Source organism: Promicromonospora iranensis (assembly GCF_028994805.1).
Classification (GTDB): domain Bacteria; phylum Actinomycetota; class Actinomycetes; order Actinomycetales; family Cellulomonadaceae; genus Promicromonospora; species Promicromonospora iranensis.
This window is the reverse complement of the sequence record NZ_JAJQQP010000002.1, coordinates 510,242-528,683: the sequence shown is the minus strand read 5'-3', so window position 1 is coordinate 528,683 and position 18,442 is coordinate 510,242. Positions and strand designations below refer to the sequence as shown.

Genomic DNA, 18,442 nt, shown 5'->3' with positions numbered 1-18,442 from the left:
GGGTCACCGCCGGCGCACGCCGTGAGGAGCGCGTCGACGGAATCGCGCGAGGAAGTCCGGACTGGTGGTGATGCCACCGGCCCAGTCTGCCCCACAAAGGTCCAGGTCTTCGCGGGCAGCGCGATCGACACCGCAGGGGGTGCCCACTGAGTGATCGTCATCTGTTCGCACCGTCCTTCCGGGGCTCCGCGCCTGGTCCCGCACTGTCGTGGTGTCGGTCCGGCACGCAAGGTTCGTCACCGAGGCGGCTTCGGATGGGGTGACGCCCGTTACGAGTCATGAGTCCGTGTCCCGGAAGCAATCGATCGACAGGATCAGGCCTGCATGGCGCATAGTGCTCAGAGCCTGGATGGTGCAGTCGTCGTTGTGCCCTGCGCACGGAAGTCAGAACTTCTTCGTCGCGCGACCCATCCGGATCGTCCGCCGCTCCGAACCTCCGATGTCCTACTCAGGCGGCAGCATGCCGCTAGTACCAAGGAGGATCGGTTATGCGTACGTCACGACTCGCTCTCTTCGCCGCGACTGCGGCCCTGGTCGGCCTGCCCCTGGCCGCCGCGCCGGCCGGTGCGGCCGATGGTGATGAGCTCACTGCCGAGCTCACCCAGCTGAACGACTCCGGTGCCTCGGGCACCGCGTGGGCCACGGTCGACGGCACGAACGTCGAGATCAGCCTGGAGACCCAGGGGCTGCTCGACGGTGCCCCGCACGCTCAGCACATCCACATCGGCGGGCAGAACACCTGCCCGGCGAACGACAAGGAGGGCAACGGTTTCGAGGGCGCTCTGCAGACCAGTGACGGGGCTGACGAGTACGGTCCCATCGCGGTGACGCTGACCAAGGAGCCCGGTATGACGGGCGCCGAGCACGGCCTCGACGTCGCGGACTTCCCGGCAGAGGCCAGCTACTCCTACTCGCGGACCATCGAGGTCTCCCAGGAGGTGGCGCAGCAGGTCGCCAACGGTGACGGCGTGATCGTCGTCCACGGTGTCGACCATGACGGTTCCGGCGAGTACGACGGTGACACGAAGTCGGACCTGGATCCGGAGCTGCCGTCCGAGGCGACCGACCCGGCCGCTTGTGGTGAGCTGAACCCGGCTCAGATGACCATGCCGCACGGTGGCGTCGAGACCGGTGGTTCCTCCACCTCGGGCGTCGAGTACCCGGCCGCCATCGGCTTCGGCACCCTGGCCCTGGCGCTCGGCGCCTTCGGCCTCGTCGCCGCCCGCCGTCGCGCGACCATCTGACGCACATGGCATCCGAGCAGCGGGCCGACCGATCCCCGCACAACACCTGGTGGGCCGCCCTGGCCGGTGTCCTCGCGGGCGCCGCGGGGCTGGCCGTCGCGGAGCTTGTCGCCGCTCTCGTCGCACCTGCGGCGAGCACCCTGTTCGTGGGCGGCGCCGCCGTCGTCGACGCCGTGCCGCCCTGGCTCAAGGACTTCGCCGTGCAGGCGTTCGGCACCAACGACAAGGCGGTGCTGCTCGGGTCGATGGGAGTGGTGCTGGCCCTCGGCGCGGCGCTCGCCGGACTGCTGGAGCTGCGTCGCCCGCCGTCGGGTGCGCTGCTGATCGCGGCCGTCGGTGTGGTCGGGGCGATCCTCGCGATGCTGCGCCCGGGCGCGACGCCGCTGTGGGCGCTGCCCAGCATCGTCGGGATCGGTGGCGCGATGATCCTGCTGCGGCAAGCCATGGCACGGCTGCGGCCGGTCGCTGACCCGCGCGCCGCGTCCGGCAGCACTGTCGACCGGCGCGGTTTCCTGATCGTCACCGGGATCGCCGCGGGCGTGACGGTGCTGGCCCTGGCGGGCTCGCGCCTCGTGTCGGCGGGCACAGCGGCCGTGAACGTCGTGCGCGAGAAGATCCGCCTGCCCGCCGCGCGCAGGACCGCGCCGGCTGTGCCTGCCGGCGCCGACCTGGAGGTCGACGGCCTGGTTCCCTACATCACCCCGAACCAGGAGTTCTACCGCATCGACACGGCCCTGCGGGTACCGCAGCTGGACCCGGCGGAGTGGTCGCTGGAGGTGCACGGCATGGTGGACGAGCCGTTCACGATCACCTGGGACGAACTGCTCGCGCTGCCGCTCGAGGAGTACCACGTGACCCTCTCGTGCGTCAGCAACGCCGTGGGCGGTGACCTCGTCGGCAACGCCCTGTGGCTGGGCTACCCGATCCGGGCGCTGCTGGAGCGGGCCAAGCCGCAGGCGGGTGCGGACATGGTGCTGTCCCGCAGCGACGACGGGTTCACCGCCGGGACGCCGCTCGACGTCCTACAGGACCCGGACCGGGCCAACCTGCTCGCGATCGGCATGAACGGGGAGCCGCTCCCGGTGGACCACGGCTTCCCCGCGCGGCTCGTGGTGCCGGGCCTGTACGGGTACGTGTCGGCCACCAAGTGGGTCACCTCGCTCAAGGTCACCACCTTCGACGCCGACCAGGGCTACTGGACCCCGCGCGGCTGGTCGGCCCTCGGCCCGGTCAAGGTCCAGTCCCGGATCGACGTGCCGCGCGGGTTCGGGTCGGTGGCACCCGGCGCGGTGACGGTGGCAGGCGTCGCGTGGGCGCCCCACACCGGCATCGGCAAGGTGGAGGTCCGGGCCGACGACGGCGAATGGGTCCCCGCAGAGCTTGCCGAGACCGTCGGCGCGGACACGTGGCGCCAGTGGCGGGCGTCCCTCGACCTCGATTCGGGCGACCACATGCTCACGGTCCGCGCCACGGACGCCGACGGCCTGGTCCAGACCGACGCCGAGGCGCCCCCGGCCCCCGACGGTGCGACGGGGTGGCACACGGTGAACTTCTCGGTGAGCTGACCCTCAGGCTCGCGTCGCCGTGAGGAGCAGGTAGTCCCAGCCCATGGCGCCGTCGGCGTCCTGGAACCGGGCGGCCAGGTCCCAGGAGGCATGTCCGTGACGCCGTCGCCGAGCAGGGCGCGCACGTGCGCCTCGTCGCCCCACCGGGGCGGCGGCTCGGCGCCGGGCGGAGGGGTCGGCGCGTACTCGCCGGATCCCGAAGTCGGGCCGGCGTCGGATCCGGATGACGAAGGCAGCGAAGAGTGCCGCCAGCGCCATTGCTCCGGACCCGCCGACGGCTACCGGAGCTCGCCAGCTCCAACGCCGTCGGCGGCGTCGCCGCACAAACGTTTGCGATCGCCATCGCTGACCTCGGTCGTGGTGGGACATGTTCAGTGGCATCTGAGGGCACCTACCCGGCCGGGCAGACGCCGAGCAGGTCGCGCGGGTCGAAGTGCGGCTCGCTCATGCCCGGCCGGCGAGGATCAGGTCGATGATCGCCGTGTAACCGTGGTCAGCGAGGCCGTGCTGAAGTGCACGGTTGCCGAGATTCTTGAACGCGTTCGAGTCCCACCCACACCACTCATGCGGACGCCGACACAGAAGCCCCCGACCCTCCAGGTCGTGGGCCTTCTGTGCCTCTGCCGTGCCCGAACCACCGGGCGAGCCGGTCGAGCAGTTCCACCTGGTTCTCGCCGACCCACAGGACGTGGCCGTCCGGCCGCAGCAGTACAGCCGGTACGTCCAGAGCGGCACCCCGGTCGACGACGTGCACCACCCGGTCCGCCCATCCGTCCAGGGAGAGGCGGCCCGTCCGATCGAGCAGCAGCCCCCGGCCGTCGTGCATCCGCTCGTACAGGCGCCCCCGCTCCAGGCCGACGTCGGGAAGCCGCCGACCGAGCAGTGCGTGCCCCTCGCCGAGGTCGTAGCGAACATCTGTCGCGATGACCTTCTCGACGAGGTGCCGGGCCACCTCCTCGAAATCCATCAGCTCGGACAGCAGCCGGCGTACGGCCTGCGCTCCGGGTTCCAAGGACAGCAGCTCGGCCTGCGCGCGGGTGTTGTCCAGCACGCCGGCCGCCACGGGGTGCCGTTCGGCGTGGTAGCTGTCCAACAGTCCTTCCGGCGCCCAGCCGTTGACCTCTGCCGCCAGTTTCCAACCCAGGTTGAATGCGTCCTGGAGGCCGAGGTTGAGGCCCTGGCCGCCGTACGGCGGGTGGACGTGCGCGGCGTCGCCGGCGAGCAGCACGCGATCCACCCGGTACCGCTCGGCCAGCCGGGTCGCGTCGCCGAATCGGGACAGCCAGCGCGGCGAGTGGGCGCCGAAGTCGGTCCCGGCCAGCTTGCGTACCTGCCGCTTCAGGTCGTCCAGGGTCGGCGGGGTGTTGTCGGTGGCCACCCCGTCCGCGGGCGCGCCGATGCGGAACAGCCCGTCCCCGAGCGACATGGCGCCGAACTCCCGCTGCGTCTTGCGCACCTCGGTGACCACGGCGTCCACCTCTTCCGGCGGGGCGGTGAGCTCCACCTCGCCCAGGAGTGTCTCGCGCCGGGCCGGCTCGCCCGGGAAGCCGACGCCGAGGAGCTTGCGTACCGTGCTGCCGCCACCGTCGCAGCCGACGAGGTATCGGGAGCGCACCCGCGTGCCGTCCGCCAGCTCGGCGGTCACCCCGTCGTCGTCCTGGCTCAGCCCGACCAGCTCGCAGTTCCGCCGGACCTCGATGCCCAGCTCAGCGGCGTGCTCGAGCAGCAGACGCTCCGTGGTGGGCTGCGGGATGCCGAGCACGTAGGGATGCGTAGTGTCGAGGCCGCTGGGTGTCGGCTTGGTGATACCAGCGAACAACCCACCGACCGGGTACTGCTTGCCGAGCGGGAGGAACCGCTCCAGGAGTCCGCGCTGGTCCAGCACCTCCATGCTGCGCGCGTGCAGGCCGAGCCCGCGGACCACCTTGGTCGGCGCGGCCTCCTTGTCCAGCACGAGCACGTCCACCCCCTGCAGGCGCAGCTCGCTCGCCAGCATCACGCCGGTCGGCCCGGCGCCCACCACTGTCACGTCGATCATCAAGGTCCCCCTCAGCCTCAGCATCTGCTCCAGGCCCTGGCCTGGGCCGACGATTCTGCGGCACGACGGGGGCCTTGCCGCAAGCCCCCCGGTGCGCTATAGGTTGAGAGCGGCGGGAGAGCTCCGACCGGACGCGGACCGGTTTCGTCGCCGACGATCGACCGGCGTCGGCGAGCGTCCGTCCCAGGACCGAGTGCGGCATCCGGCGCGTCGGGCGCCAACGCCTGCCACGCAGTCGGTGACAGCGCAGCGACCTCCCTCCGGTCGAGGAGCGCGGGACAGAGCCCCTCGCCGACGCCATGTCAGGTCCTCCGCTCAGCTATAGTCTGGCCACCACAGGTCCTGTGCTCCCCTCCGGGCGGGCATCGGCCGCACCACTCAGCCCCGGAAGAGGACCTTCGTGAACACCACACCCAGGCCCGACGAACTACCGCTCGACAGCGACATCGAGAAGGCACTCGCAGGTGGCGCCAGGCCTCCGGTGGGGCGCTACCGGCTCGATCTGGCAACGGGGGAGTGGGCGTGGTCGGAGGAGGTGTACCGGATGCACGGCTTCGAGCCGGGCGACGTCGTGCCGACGACGTCCTTGATGTTGTCGCACAAGCACCCCGACGACCGTGCGAGGGTGGACGGCCTCCTGCGCAGCGCGTCCGAGACCGGACAGGCGTTCAGCTCTGTGCACCGCATCGTGGATGCCACGGGAGCGACGCGCACGCTGGCCGTGACCGGTCAGGGTCGGCGCGACCCGGACACCGGCCGTGTGACCGAGCTGTTCGGGTACTTCATCGACGTCACCAAGGCGCAGCGCGAGGCGGCGGCACGCGAGGCGTCGGCCTCGATCCAGGCGTCCTCGGAGCGGCGGTCGGTCATCGAGCAGGCCAAGGGGGTGCTCATGGTCATCCATGGCGTCGAGGAAGAGGCGGCGTTCGAACAGCTGCGCGAGGCGTCCAACCAGTCGAACGTCCCGGTCCGGGACATCGCGTACTCGTTGGTGCACATCTTCTCCGGGCCGGATGTCACCGAGTTCCCGACACCGGACGCGATCGACCAGTTCCTGGCGGACCCGGTCCGGCCGGACGACCTCTGACGTCCTGGCTGTCCCCGACGCTCGGATGAGCGGTAGTTCCTGTTGAGGTCGAGCGCCGGCATCGTGGCTTGCTCCTGCGCAGTTGCGGCAACCGTTGTGATCTCTGCTCGAAGCCCGGACTCCGGATGGGGCTCCGACGAAGCAGGTCATATGCGACTGGAAAAGCGCGGTGCAAGACTCTTCGGACGAGGAGAGGGGGCGGACAATGTTCTCGTCGGAGCTTCTGAGTCTGCTTGTACGATCCCTCGCCAAGGGGGACGACGACCGTCCGTGGCTGATGCGGCTGTGCGAGGCATGCGTCGAGTCCCTGGGGGCACAAGGCGGAGCGTTCACCGTCTCTGCCGGACCGGGAGAGTGGATTGCCGTCAGCACACCTGGGGGGTTCGAGGTACTCGAGCCGCTTCAGGAAGTGCTGGGGGAGGGCCCGATGCATCAGGCGATGACCGAGGACCGGCTGGTGGTGACCAGCCTCGACAGCGTCGTGGATGACTATCCCGTCTTTTCTCAGCTGGCGGCATCAGCCGGAGGTGAGACGACGCTGTACGCCGCGCCGATGCGGGCGGGCGGTCATGTGGTTGGTGCGTTCAGCCTCTATGTGACGGACGGTGCGCCACCCTGTGGTCCTGAGGAGCTCCAGATGCTGGCCGACGCCACCGGAGCGACCTTGCTGGCGAGTGCCGACTCCCTCGACTGGTCCGAGAGCAACCTGTTCCAGAGGGCCATCGGGATGGTCGTTGCCCAGCTCGGTGTCGGCCCCGACGATGCCTCCGCGGTGATGCGGGCGCGTGCCTTCTCCCGGTCGACGAGTCTGCACTCGGTCGCGGTGGACGTGCTCGAACGCCGGCTGACGTTCGGGTTCGATGAGTAGTCACCACGAGACTGTCGACGCGGCGTCTGCCGGGAGCGTATCTCCTGGTGTGGGGGCATGCCCGCTCGGCACGCTGTGTCCATGATGATCGCCGACCACGCTGAAAGCCTCCGTCAAGCCGAGAGGCGCCTGCAGGCCGCCCAGCTCGCGTCCGACGTCGACGCCCTGGACCGCCTGATCGACGACACGGCTCTGTTCACCGGGCCGGACGGGAGCGTCCTGTCCAAGCGGGACGACCTGCGGGCGCACGCATCCGGCTACCAGGTGATGAGTCGCGTCGAGGAAGAGGACCTCAAAGTACTGGTGACTGCCCGCACCGGGGTCACCTTGTTCCTCGGCACTCTTGAGGGCACCTTCGGCGGCGAGCGCCTGGCTGCCCGCATGCGCTACACCCGGACCTGGACACACGACGACCAAGCAGGGTGGAGGGTTCTCACAGCGCATGCCGCGTTCGTCGCCGACCGCGACGCGCTGGCCGAGGAGTAGTCACCACCCGGCCGGGCCTCGCAGAGTGGCGGCCAGGATCGAGTGACCTCGTGGCCGCCACCGAACCGGTAGGTGTCAGTGAAGGACGTCGGAGATCGGCATGGTCTCCCAGACGTCGCTGAATGCTTGAGTCGTGACCTCGTCGCTGCAGGACCTAGCCGATACTGCGAGGCCGGCCGGGCGTTCGCCACCGGAGCGCGCGCCTCCCTGTCATACCGGACATAACCGACCCTGGGGGTCTTGGCCGGGCCGCGGCCTGGAACGTTCCTTTCCGTCGGAGCTTCAGCAGATCGCTTGGAACGTCTCTCGCTTTCAGGTCCCACTCGACGAAACAGGACGGGCCGCCACGCTTCGAGGAGACACCCGTGAGATCACCCACCGTTCGGCTCGCGATCGCGTCGCTGGTGACCGCTGCGGCCCTGACCGGCTGTGCTTCGGGCGAGGCCAACTCCGACTCGAGTTGCTCTCGCGGACCGCAAGTGGGTGCGGATGTGGTCAAGCTCGACGTCACCGAGGACCTGGTTCCGGTCCTCAACGGCACTGACGCAGAGATCTCCGCGGCCCATCAGGCGGATGACGGCACGATCCATATCGGCCTGCACCCACCCGTCACGGAGGCCGACCTCTGCGCGGTCGCGGACCACGTCAGCGACCAGCTCGATCTGCCTGTCGTCGTGGAAGTGAAGGCGGTCGAATCTGTGACCAGTTGATCCGGGTGCGCAGCTTCGGGCGGTCATCTCCATGTTCCGACGGCGTTGACGGCGGCCTCGACGACGTCGGGGTCGATCGCGCCGTGCTCGATGGTGCTGCGGTAGTGAAGGGGACCGATGGCGAGCACGACCAGTGACCGCTACTCCTTCCCGACCATCTGCGGTGAACCAGGAACCACAGGGATGGACGTTCCGTCCGTGTCCTGGAGGAATCGCTCGCCGAAGTCGCAGGCCGCGCACTGTCCCGGTCAGCGGGTGAGTGCGGTCGCGAGGAAGTCGCGGATCTGGGCGGCGACCTCGTCGAGGTGGGACTCGAGGAGGAAGTGCCCGCCGGGAAGCAGGGCGATCCGAGCGTCGGGCAGGTCCCTGGCGAATGCTCGGGCGCCGGCCGGTCCGAAGATCTCGTCGTGCTCGCCCCAGACGGCCAGCAGCGGCACCTGTGAAGAGCGGAAGTACTCGTGCACCGCGGGATACAGCGGCGGGTTGGTGGCGTAGTCACGGAACAGCTGGAGCTGCACCAGGTCGTTGCCCGCGCGGGAGACGAGGGCGAGGTCGTGCTCCCACGTCCCGGGGTCCACGACGGTGGGATCGGGGACCCCGTGGAGGTACTGCCACCGGATCGCCTCGCGGGTCAGCGCGAAGCGGATGGCGGTCTCGGTGTGCTCGTTCTGGTCTGTGGCGTAGGACCAGACGTCCTTCCAGAAGCCCTCGACGAAGCCTTCCTCATACGCGTTGCCGCTCTGGCTGATGATCGCCGTGATCGCGGACGGGTTCTCCAGCGCCAGTCGCCAGCCGATGGGTGCGCCGTAGTCCTGGACGTAGATGGCGTACCGCGTCAGACCAAGCTGTGCCAGCAACGCGGACGTGATGCGGGTGAGCGCGTCGAAGCTGTAGTCGAACTCGTCCACGCCGGGTGCGTCGGACAGCCCGAACCCCAGGTGGTCAGGCGCCACGACGTGGTACTCCTCGGCGAGCCGCGGGATCAGCGTGCGGAACATGTGCGAGCTGGTCGGGTAGCCGTGCAGCAGCACGACCGTCGGTGCGTCGGTGAGGCCGGCCTCGCGGTAGAAGATCCTGCGGCCCTCGACCTCGGCGAACCTGTGGTGGATGGCGACCATGATGCTAACCCTCTCGGAAGGTGCTGTGTGGTTATCTGAGCACCGCCGCTGCTAACCTGTCAACACCAACTGAGGAGGTTAGAAGTGGATGTTGTGACGCGGGAGGACGAGGACCTGCTGCTGGACCTGCTGAACACGACCCCGGTGGTCGACGGCGAGCGGACCGACGAGCTCGCCGACCCCGACATGGCCCAGGAGTGGGCGGCAGGCCACGGCGGAGCCGGTGGAGCCGGCGAGATCGCGGCTCTGCGCCGCGTGCGCGCCGCGATCCAGGATGTCGTCCGTGGGGCCGCCGACCCGCAGACGCTCGAGGCGCACCTCGAACGGATCGAGCTGCGGCCCCGGCTGCACGACGGCACCCTCGGCTGGGAGCTGCAGGCACCCACCGACGAGGCACTCGCAGCCCGGGTGCTCCTGGCCTGGGCAGTTCTCGGCGAGCGCGAGCCCGGGCGCCTGCGGCCGTGCGCGAATCCCGAGTGCTGCCGTTTTCTGCACGACCGCAGCAACGCGAATACCGCCCGCTGGTGCTCGATGGCCCTCTGCGGCAACAGGTTCAAGGCTCGGCGCCATTACCGGCGCACGCGGAAGCCAGGCGCCTGAGCGAGCTCCCCATTGCTCGTCGTGGTTGGGGCCCCTGGCCGGGGCGCGTCGTTGACCGGTGAGGTCGGATCCCATAACCTGGCCGCCAGTTGTTCAGGACGCTTGGGACCGATCCGAGTCGAAGGAGACTTCGCGGGGCTGCGTCTGGCCATCACACGACCCACGGCCGAGCATCTGGCGGGCGAGATCGCCGGGCTCGTTGGCCGCAGGGGGCGCCGAAAGGGAAATCGAGGACGATGCCGAGACATCCGCTGGCAGGAATGACAGCGCTGACATGCGCCGCCTTCGGCCCGGTGTCCCGACCGTTCCGAGCGGCGCCCGAGCGTGCTGGCGACGGCGTGCCGCTCGACCTGACCCCGGTCCAGGTCCCCGGTCCGAACACCACCGATCGACCGAGCACCACCGAACGAAGGAGCGAACGATGAGGTTCACCAGAGTTGCCGCTACGGTCGTCGCGCTGTCGTGCGCGCTGGGGGCGGCGCCCTCAGCGGGTGCGCAGGGCGGCGGGGCACCCGCGGCGTCGCAGCGCACGCAGGTGCAGCGGGCCATCGCATCGTACGACGCGATGCAGGAGTACATGGCGGCGGACGACGGCTCCGGCCTCTACCGCGAGCGGTACCCGAGCGGGGCCGACGACCGCGCCTACTCGTTCGAGTGGCCGCACTCCCAGGCGCACGTCGCGACGCTCGACCTGACCGGGCTGCCCGGTGCCCTGGGCCGGTCGTTCGAGGACGACCTCGCGGACGACGCCCGAGGTCAGGAGCACTTCTGGAATGCCGACGGCGGCACCACCGGGCTGCCCGGCTACGACTCGTACCCGCGCGCCCCGTACGGCGGTGGCGGGGACATCTTCTACGACGACAACGAGTGGGTCGCGCTCGCCAAGGTGCAGCAGCATCTGGCGACCGGCGACGAGGCGGCGCTGAGGCGTGCCGAGGAGATCTTCGAGCTCGTGGTCTCCGGGTGGGACACCGACCCGTCGCACCCGGCGCCCGGCGGTGTGTTCTGGACCCAGGCCGACTGGAGCAGCGACCGCAACACCGTCTCCACGATGCCTGGCGCGCAGCTCGCCACCCGCCTGTTCATGATCACCGGGGAGCAGCACTACCTCGACTGGGCGTTGCGGATGGTGGAGTGGACCGACGAGCACCTGCTCGCACCGAACGGCCTCTACTGGGACAACATCAAGCTCGACGGGTCCATCGACCGCACGCAGTGGTCGTACAACCAGGGTGTCCCCGTGGGCACCTACACCCTGCTGTACGAGGCAACCGGCGACGAGCGCTACCTGGAGAAGGCGAAGGCGATCGCAGCGGCGTCCTACCGCTACTACGTCACCGAGGGGCGGTTGGCCGGCCAGCCGATGTTCTTCAACTCCATCTGGTTCAAGAACCTTCTCCTGCTGGAGTCGGTGACCGGCGGTACGACGTACCGGCACGCCATGGCGGACTATGCCGACCGCCAGTGGCGCACCGAGCGCGAGCCCGCGAGCGGGCTGTTCAACGCCGGGGACGAGCACACCGAGCTGCTGGAGCAGGCGGCCATGGTCCAGATCTACGCCACCCTCGCGTGGCCGCGCGAGCAGGCGTCCATCCTGTACTGAGACCTGGCTGCACGCGGCCTCGCCGTCGAACCGTCACGAGATGACGCCGGACGGGTGGCGCCCTCGCCACCCGTCCGGCGTGCCGTGACGGTCGTGCGGCCACGGCCAAGTGATCGATCGAGCGTCACCACTAATCGATTGATTATCGAGCGATCCGCATCGATAATCGCTGTATGAACCGCATCGTCTTCAACATGCTCACGCTGCTGATCTTCAGCGGCATCGCCTTCAGCCTGTTCGCTCAGATCATGATCCTGCCCGGGATCGCGGCCGACGAGGTCCGGCACTTCCCGGCGTACGAGCCCTACCGTGTCCCGTTCCTGGCCGCCGGGATCGCTTTCATCGCCTGCGCGCAGGTATCGCTCGCGGCCCTCTGGGTGCTCGTCTTCCGTGCCCAGACGGGCATCTTCTTCCGGCCGGGCACGCAGCCCTGGGTGATCACGATCGGTGCGGCGATCGGCGCCGCGACGCTGCTCACCAGCGGCTTCTTCGTGTACCTGACGTTCGTGGGGATCCCGACGCCCGACGACGACGGCATGGGGGAGCTGGGGCTGTGGATGGCGAGCGGCCTGGGATGTCTGGTCGGCATCGCCCTGCTCGGTGTCGTGTTCGTGGCCCATCGACTCGTCGAACGGGCGACGGAAGCGCAGATCGAGCTGGACGGCGTGCTCTGATGGCGATCGTCGTCGAGATCGATGTTCTCCTGGCGAAGCGCAAGATGTCGGTCGGCGACTTCGCCGATGCGATCGGCCTGAGCCCGGCCAACGTGTCGGTGCTGAAGAACGGCCGCGCGAAGGCGGTTCGGTTCTCGACGCTCGACGCGATCTGTGCGGCTCTCGAATGCCAGCCGGGAGACGTGCTGCGGTGGGTCCCCGACGACGGCGACGAATCCGGGGCCGCGCCTGCCGGAACACGATGACCGACACGGCTGACGACTGCCACACACGACCGCTGACATGCACGACGGCTCACAGGGCGCGTTCACCGGGCTGGCGGTCCACCCAGACGTGCCCGCCGGCGTGCGACAGCTGGCGGAGCTGGGCATCCGGCTGGTCGCCCTGAGCAGCGGGTCGGCGTCGATCGCGCAGCGGCTGTTGTCCGATGCAGGGCTGGGCGATGCCTTCGAGGGATTCCTGTCCTCTGGCCAGCAGGCCGGACGCCGGGACTCTCATGGGCGGTCCCGCGCCCGTGAACCAATGTTCTAGGGGCCGTGAACGACAGGCAATGTCAGGGGGCTCCCTTGCGACGTCCGGCCAGCCCTTCTGCCACGCCGATCAGCAGGACGGCTGCAACGACCGCAACGATGAAGCCCAGGACGTTCAGCTCGAAGATGTCTCCGGTGCCGAGCAGGTTGGCGATGACGCCCCCGATCACCGATCCGGCAAGCCCGAGCAGGAGCGTGGCGAGCAGCCCCAGGTTCTGCTTGCCCGGCTTCACGAGCCGCGCCAGGGCGCCGATGACTAGACCTGCGACGATGAACCCGATCATGAGTATTCGCCCCTCTATTCGTCAACTGTGCTGACAGGGCCAGGGTTTCAGAACCCGTCGCCGTTCACATCCGGGGACGGCCCGGCGTCAGGCGCGGGCTCCGGCACGCTGCCGAACTGCTGGAGGTCTTCAGGGCGGCCCGCAAGATCTGTCCCCCTTGCGCACCTCACGTTTCTCAGAGAACCGCTCGGCGGGCATATTGCATGAATGGCCGGCACCGGGCATAGCGGAAGCCCCCATGTCAGTAACCTTTGTCGACGCGGCCGGTCACGTCGCCTGGTGAGCTGCCGAGCCAGGAAGCATCCGCGCTGAAACGACCGAGCCGACCTACGGGGGCTGGGGCGAGGGCTCGTCGCGCTCCGCCCCGACCCCGTGGGCTCGGTGCCGTCCTGGCGGCTGCTGGACCAGGGCACGTCGCCAGAGCCATGCTGATCCGCCGGTGCCCGTGCCCCGAGGAGGGCTGGACAACGCTTACCGATTCGTGTTTTATCGATTCAGTCGGCGGGCGCCGGACTGCCGGGATGCCGCGCACCAACGAGGGTGCGCCAACCATCTCGCTCGCCCGGCCGTCTCGGTGTGGCCCGGCCGGGCGACGCCTCGCGAACGACCGCACGTGCGATGGCGCATGGAGGGAACGAGCGAATGAGAACGAACAGAGCGACAACCTGCGCGGTGGCTGCCGTGATGGCAGGGCTGCTGGCCGCCACGGGCTCGACGGCGACCGCCGTCGAGCCGAAGAGCGCCCCGGTACCCGCTGGGGCGCAGCTGGAAGATCTGGGCCGCGGGCTCGTGGCCGCACGCACCAGCGAGGGCGTGTTCCTGTCCTGGCGTCTGCTCGGCGGTGAGGTCACCGGACACACGGATACCGGGATGGCCGGCCCGGACTTCGCCGTCCACCGGAACGGGAAGCGGATCGCCACCGTCACGGGCTCGACGAACTACCTGGACACCGACGCGGGGGCCGACGTCGCAGACGCCCGCTACACCGTCGCGCCCGTGACCGGCGGCCGAGCCGGCCGGCCCAGCGCGCCCGTCACCGCGTGGGCGGACGGGCACCTCGACATCCCGCTGAACAAGCCGGCCGACGGCGTCACGCCGACGGGGGAGAACTACACCTACTCCGCGAACGACGCCTCGGTCGCGGACCTGGACGGCGACGGCGAGCTCGAGATCGTGCTCAAGTGGGATCCGTCGAACTCCAAGGACGTGTCGCAGAAGGGCTACACCGGCAACACCTACCTGGACGCCTACGAGCTCGACGGCACCCAGCTGTGGCGCATCGACATGGGCGTCAACGTGCGCTCGGGGGCGCACTACACCCAGTTCCCCGTGTACGACTTCGACGGCGACGACCAGGCCGAGCTCATGGTGAAGACCGCTCCCGGCACCAAGGTGACGACGTACCGGAACGGGAGGCCGGCCGCCGAGCGGTACGTCCCGATCTCGAAGCACGACCGCAGGGCCGGCGTCACGAACGACGACGACTACCGCTGGAGCGCGGCCGACTACGCCGACCACCTGGTGGGGCTGTTCCAGGGCTGGAGCGACGAACCCGAGGTCCGCAGCGGCCAGTGGCCGGCCACGCTCGAGGAGGCGTTCGGCATCGAGCCGCGGTACGACTACCCGCTGGCCGAGGACGACGCCCGTGCGCTGGCGGACTACTACATCGACGAGTGGGTCCCCGCCCGGTCGAGCCGCAACGACCTGCGCACGTTCGAAGGGTTCGTCCTCACGGGCCCCGAGTACCTCACCGTCTTCGACGGCCGCTCCGGCCGTCCTCTGGACACGGTGGACTACGAGCCGGGCCGGACGGACGACGGCCTCCGGTGGGGCGACTACGAGTGGTCGCGGATCGAGCCCGGCAACCGGGTGGACCGGTTCCTGTCGGGGGTCGCCTACCTGGACGGCGAGCACCCGTCGGCGATCTTCGCCCGCGGTTACTACACACGCGCCGCGATCGTCGCCCACGAGTGGGACGGCCGGCGGATCACGACCCGGTGGACGGCGGACTCCGGGTTCAAGCCGATGAACAACCCGTTCGACGACAGCGCCAACAAGGGCGTGCTGCCCGATCCTGACAACGAGCTCACGCAGCTGTGGGGCCAGGGCTTCCACTCGTTGTCCGCGGCGGACGTCGACGCCGACGGCAGGCAGGAGATCGTCTACGGCTCGGCCACGCTCGACGACGACGGCACGCTGATGTACTCGTCGTCCGACACGTTGCCCGAGGGCTCCTCCGCTCCCGGCGCGACTGCGCACCTGGGTCACGGGGACGCCATGCACGTCACCAACATCGACCCAGCGCGCCCGGGGCTGGAGATCTGGACGTGCCACGAGGGGGGAGCCGTAGCGCCCTACGGGGCGGCCCTGCGGGACGCCGCCACGGGCGAGGTGCTGTTCGGCGACTACACCGGCGTCGACACCGGTCGTTCGATGGTCGGTGACGTGCGCCCCGACGTGCCCGGTCTCGAGGTCTGGTACAGCGGCCAGGCGGGCGACGACCGTCCGCAGGCGGCCGGCTTGCTCAGCGCGACCGGCAGGTCGCTCGACGAGTCCGGCCCGGGCCTCAACCAGAGCATCCGCTGGGCCGGCGACGGCACCACGCAGGTCGTGAGCGGCGACCGGGAGGAGACGCCGACCATCGAGGACTGGTCGCGCGGCACCGTGCTGACCGCCGAGGGCACGCGCACCAACAACTACTGGAAGGGCAACCCCTCGCTGGTGGCGGACGTGCTCGGCGACTGGCGCGAGGAGATGCTGGTGCGGACCGAGGACTCGTCGGCCCTCCGGCTGTACCTCTCCACCGAGGTGAGCGACATCACGATGTACACCCTGCTGCACGACCCGCAGTACCGGGTCGAGGTGGCCCGCCAGCAGACGACCTACAACCAGCCCTCGCACCCGGGCTTCTACCTGGCCTCCGACACCGACTGGTCGCAGGTCCCGCTCCCCGGGAGGTAGGCGCGGAGAGGGAGGCGCGAGGGAGCAGGCGCTGGACGCGCTCGCCGTCCCACGTGCGCACGCGCCCGCCGACGAACACGCCGCGGACGTCGCGCGGGTCGGCGTCGGCGGGCCGCCGCGCACCCAGGAACCGCGCGGCGACGTGTCACGGTCTGGTTAAGATCGTGCCCGCAGCCATGAACCACCCTTGCGACAGCCTTGCCGCGGAGGTCGACCGGACGCCGCGGTGGTCGCACTGCCGACGGGAGCGATTGTGAGCGAGCTGGGCGATTTTCTCCGGGCCAAGCGGGCTGCGGCCTCGGTCGAGTCCCTGCCTTTCCCCTCCTCGGGACGACGACGCGTTCCCGGGCTCCGCAGGGACGAGGTCGCGATGCTCGCGGGCGTGAGCGTGGACTATTACACCCGCCTGGAGCAGGGCCGTGAGCAGAGCCCTTCGGAGCAGGTGCTCGACGCCCTCGCCCACGCCCTGGACCTCGACGCCCACGAGCGGCGCTACGCCTACGGGCTCGCGCAGATCGCGTGGGTCCCTGAGCTCGCCGAGACGGCGCAGCCGGTCGACTCGACCCTCGTGCGCCTCATGGACGGCTGGCCCGATGCCGCCTGCTTCGTCCTCGACCCCCTGCTCGACATCGTGGCGGCCAACCAGCTCGCGACCGCCCTGTTCCGGCCGTTCACCGCCACGCGGAACCTCGTCGAGATGGTGTTCCTCGACCCCGAGGGCCGCCGGTTCTACGTCGACTGGGAGCGCGCGTCCGCAGGGTGCGTGGCCAACCTGCGGGCCACCTCCGGGCTCTACGCCGGCACCGCCCGCCGACAGGAGCTCCTGGAGCGGCTCACCTCCGGCAGCACGGAGTTCGCCGACCTCTGGGCGGCGCACGAGGTGGAGCAGAAGACGCACGACGAGAAGGCGCTGCGGCATCCCGACGTCGGCGAGCTCACCATCACGTTCGACGCCTTCGAGGTCGCCGCCATGCCCGGGTACCAGCTCGTCGTGTACCGGGCCGAGCCGGCGAGCGCCGGGGAGCGGGCCTTCCGCACGCTCGCGCGGCAGGGGTCGGCGCCGGTGACGGAGCCGGTGCCCGTGGCGGAGTCGGTGCGCGTGGCCCGGACGACCTGATCGCCGCCTGAGCCGCCGCGCTCCTCGCAGGAACCGCGCCGCGCGCTCCTGGGAGGAACAGGGCCAGGCTCGCCGCGCACGGCGGGACTAGCGTGCGAGCGTGCCTGTCCCGACCGTCCTGCCGCTGCTCGTGCTCCCCGAGCACGAGCCCGCCGTCGTGCTGGACGGCGGGCTGGTCGTGGTCGACGCGAACCGGCGGTGGCGAACCCTGCACCTGCCCTTCGCCGACCGCGGCGACGTCGGCAGGATGGTGTTCTGCGACCCCGCTGCCGCCTCGTTCTTCGTCGACCGCCGGCACGAGGAGCACGACGTGGTGGCCGCCCTGCTGGACAGGGCCGACGAGGAGCACACCACGCAGGCGGCACAGGCCGCCGTCCGCCGCCTCCGCCAGGAGAGTCCTCGCTTCGAGAGCCTGTGGGGCGGGCGTCGTCTGCGCCTCAAGCTCCTCGACACCTACGCGGTACGCCATCCCGACCTCGGTGAGCTGACCTTCGACCGCCGGACCTTCCGGCGCGACGGCCTGCTGCTCCGCGTCGCCACGCCGCGGCCCGCGACGTCGCGGCTGCTGCCCCTGCTCGACCACCTGCCGGCCTGAGCACTTCGACTCTGTGCCCTACGGCTCCGAGCGCCGCGACCGACAGAAGCCGTACTCGTCCCGGCCCGATACCTGGTTGTGCCACGGCTAGGAAACCGACGGCCTGGTTCACCCGCTCGCCGCACGTGACTCTGGTTGTGCCCCCGGACGAGGGGCACAACCACCCCGGAGAAGGAGTCACGACCATGACCGGAATCATCACCCCTGGTGCCCTCGACGGACGCGTCGCCGTCGTCACGGGAGCGTCGAGCGGGATCGGCGAGGCGACCGCGGAGATGTTCGCAGCCCTCGGCGCCAAGGTGGCCCTGCTCGCACGGCGCGCCGATCGCCTCGACGCCGTCGTGGCACGCATCCGCGAGAACGGTGGCACGGCGCTCGCGGTCCCGACGGACGTCACGGACCGCGCGCAGGTGCTGGCCGCCGCCGACCGCGTCGCGGAGGAGCTCGGCGAGGTGGACCTGGTGTTCGCGAACGCGGGCGTCCAGCTCATCGCCTCGATCAGCGACCTGAAGGTGGAGGACTGGGACGCCCAGATCGACCTCAACGTCAAGGGCGTGATGAACACGATCCAGGGGTTCCTGCCCGCCCTGGAGGCCGCCGCTGCCGCGGGCCGGTCGGCGGACCTGGTCACCACCTCGTCGATCGCCGCCACGCGGGTCCTGGAGAAGTTCCAGGTCTACTCGGGCACCAAGGCCTACCTCAGCCACCTGACCCGCCTGCTGCGCACCGAGCTCGGCCGCAAGAACGTCCGCGTCTCGACCGTCGAGCCGGGCATGGTCGACACCGAGCTGCCCGACCACGTGACCGACTCGGACGCGAGCAAGCTCATGGCCGACCTGATCGAGCAGATCGACGTGCTCCAGTCCCGCGACGTCGCCGAGACGGTCTCGTTCGTCGCCGGCCTGCCGAAGCACGTGAACCTCACCGAGATCACGATCCTGCCGACGCAGCAGATCATCTGA

General features: G+C 70.0%; 19 protein-coding genes. 15 read left to right on the top strand and 4 right to left on the bottom strand.

Features of this window, described 5'->3' with window-relative positions:
- Positions 1-488: 488 nt before the first annotated feature.
- Positions 489-1,244 (top strand): CHRD domain-containing protein, encoded by a 756-nt coding sequence (locus LUM46_RS04945; RefSeq protein WP_274992643.1) that lies wholly within the window; start codon positions 489-491, stop codon positions 1,242-1,244.
- 5 nt (positions 1,245-1,249) lie between these two features.
- Positions 1,250-2,809: a molybdopterin-dependent oxidoreductase gene (locus LUM46_RS04940; protein WP_274992642.1), complete on the top strand. Its 1,560-nt coding sequence runs from the start codon at positions 1,250-1,252 to the stop codon at positions 2,807-2,809.
- Positions 2,810-2,812: 3 nt separating this feature from the next.
- Here the strand turns inward: LUM46_RS04940 and LUM46_RS04935 are convergent, their stop codons facing one another.
- The gene (locus LUM46_RS04935) at positions 2,813-3,067 is read right to left on the bottom strand and encodes a hypothetical protein (protein ID WP_274992641.1); all 255 of its coding nucleotides are present in this window, start codon (positions 3,065-3,067) and stop codon (positions 2,813-2,815) included.
- A 304-nt stretch (positions 3,068-3,371) separates the two neighbouring features.
- Complete coding sequence (rox, locus tag LUM46_RS04930) at positions 3,372-4,847, bottom strand: rifampin monooxygenase (protein WP_274992640.1); 1,476 nt, start codon at positions 4,845-4,847, stop codon at positions 3,372-3,374.
- Positions 4,848-5,247: 400 nt separating this feature from the next.
- On the opposite strand from rox, the gene LUM46_RS04925 reads away from it, so the two are divergent.
- From LUM46_RS04925 to LUM46_RS04910, 4 genes are all read left to right on the top strand, one after another.
- Positions 5,248-5,934: a PAS and ANTAR domain-containing protein gene (locus tag LUM46_RS04925; protein WP_274992639.1), complete on the top strand. Its 687-nt coding sequence runs from the start codon at positions 5,248-5,250 to the stop codon at positions 5,932-5,934.
- Positions 5,935-6,139: 205 nt separating this feature from the next.
- Positions 6,140-6,802 carry a GAF and ANTAR domain-containing protein gene (locus LUM46_RS04920; protein WP_274992636.1) on the top strand — a complete coding sequence of 221 codons (663 nt, stop codon included), beginning with the start codon at positions 6,140-6,142 and terminating at the stop codon, positions 6,800-6,802.
- 81 nt (positions 6,803-6,883) lie between these two features.
- Positions 6,884-7,288, top strand: a complete 405-nt coding sequence (locus LUM46_RS04915; RefSeq protein WP_274992635.1) for a nuclear transport factor 2 family protein — start codon at positions 6,884-6,886, stop codon at positions 7,286-7,288.
- Positions 7,289-7,653: 365 nt separating this feature from the next.
- The gene (locus tag LUM46_RS04910; protein ID WP_274992634.1) at positions 7,654-7,998 is read left to right on the top strand and encodes a hypothetical protein; all 345 of its coding nucleotides are present in this window, start codon (positions 7,654-7,656) and stop codon (positions 7,996-7,998) included.
- A gap of 248 nt (positions 7,999-8,246) precedes the next feature.
- Here the strand turns inward: LUM46_RS04910 and LUM46_RS04905 are convergent, their stop codons facing one another.
- A complete protein-coding gene (locus tag LUM46_RS04905; protein WP_274992633.1) occupies positions 8,247-9,116 on the bottom strand; it encodes an alpha/beta fold hydrolase in 870 nt (289 codons plus the stop codon).
- An 84-nt stretch (positions 9,117-9,200) separates the two neighbouring features.
- Here LUM46_RS04905 and LUM46_RS04900 point away from each other — a divergent pair, with 84 nt between their 5' ends.
- From LUM46_RS04900 to LUM46_RS04880, 5 genes are all read left to right on the top strand, one after another.
- Entirely contained in the window at positions 9,201-9,716 is a 516-nt protein-coding gene (locus tag LUM46_RS04900) for a CGNR zinc finger domain-containing protein (protein ID WP_274992631.1), read from the top strand.
- A gap of 421 nt (positions 9,717-10,137) precedes the next feature.
- Positions 10,138-11,319 carry a glycoside hydrolase family 76 protein gene (locus LUM46_RS04895; RefSeq protein WP_274992630.1) on the top strand — a complete coding sequence of 394 codons (1,182 nt, stop codon included), beginning with the start codon at positions 10,138-10,140 and terminating at the stop codon, positions 11,317-11,319.
- A gap of 173 nt (positions 11,320-11,492) precedes the next feature.
- Positions 11,493-11,993 carry a DUF2975 domain-containing protein gene (locus LUM46_RS04890; RefSeq protein ID WP_274992629.1) on the top strand — a complete coding sequence of 167 codons (501 nt, stop codon included), beginning with the start codon at positions 11,493-11,495 and terminating at the stop codon, positions 11,991-11,993.
- Complete coding sequence (locus tag LUM46_RS04885) at positions 11,993-12,238, top strand: helix-turn-helix domain-containing protein (RefSeq protein WP_274992628.1); 246 nt, start codon at positions 11,993-11,995, stop codon at positions 12,236-12,238. The genes LUM46_RS04890 and LUM46_RS04885 overlap by 1 nt, the downstream gene beginning before the upstream one ends.
- 37 nt (positions 12,239-12,275) lie before the next feature.
- Positions 12,276-12,524, top strand: coding sequence for an HAD family hydrolase (locus tag LUM46_RS04880; protein ID WP_274992626.1), 249 nt, complete (start codon positions 12,276-12,278; stop codon positions 12,522-12,524).
- 22 nt (positions 12,525-12,546) lie between these two features.
- On the opposite strand, the gene LUM46_RS04875 is transcribed toward LUM46_RS04880, so the two are convergent.
- A complete protein-coding gene (locus tag LUM46_RS04875) occupies positions 12,547-12,807 on the bottom strand; it encodes a GlsB/YeaQ/YmgE family stress response membrane protein (protein WP_274992625.1) in 261 nt (86 codons plus the stop codon).
- 642 nt (positions 12,808-13,449) lie between these two features.
- On the opposite strand from LUM46_RS04875, the gene LUM46_RS04870 reads away from it, so the two are divergent.
- The 4 genes from LUM46_RS04870 to LUM46_RS04855 all read left to right on the top strand — a co-directional run bounded on the left by LUM46_RS04870 (position 13,450) and on the right by LUM46_RS04855 (position 18,442).
- Positions 13,450-15,768 carry a rhamnogalacturonan lyase gene (locus LUM46_RS04870; protein WP_274992624.1) on the top strand — a complete coding sequence of 773 codons (2,319 nt, stop codon included), beginning with the start codon at positions 13,450-13,452 and terminating at the stop codon, positions 15,766-15,768.
- 226 nt (positions 15,769-15,994) lie between these two features.
- Entirely contained in the window at positions 15,995-16,885 is an 891-nt protein-coding gene (locus LUM46_RS04865; RefSeq protein ID WP_338109886.1) for a helix-turn-helix transcriptional regulator, read from the top strand.
- 100 nt (positions 16,886-16,985) lie between these two features.
- Positions 16,986-17,480 carry an MmyB family transcriptional regulator gene (locus LUM46_RS04860; RefSeq protein ID WP_274992621.1) on the top strand — a complete coding sequence of 165 codons (495 nt, stop codon included), beginning with the start codon at positions 16,986-16,988 and terminating at the stop codon, positions 17,478-17,480.
- A 185-nt stretch (positions 17,481-17,665) separates the two neighbouring features.
- Complete coding sequence (locus LUM46_RS04855) at positions 17,666-18,442, top strand: SDR family oxidoreductase (protein ID WP_274992619.1); 777 nt, start codon at positions 17,666-17,668, stop codon at positions 18,440-18,442.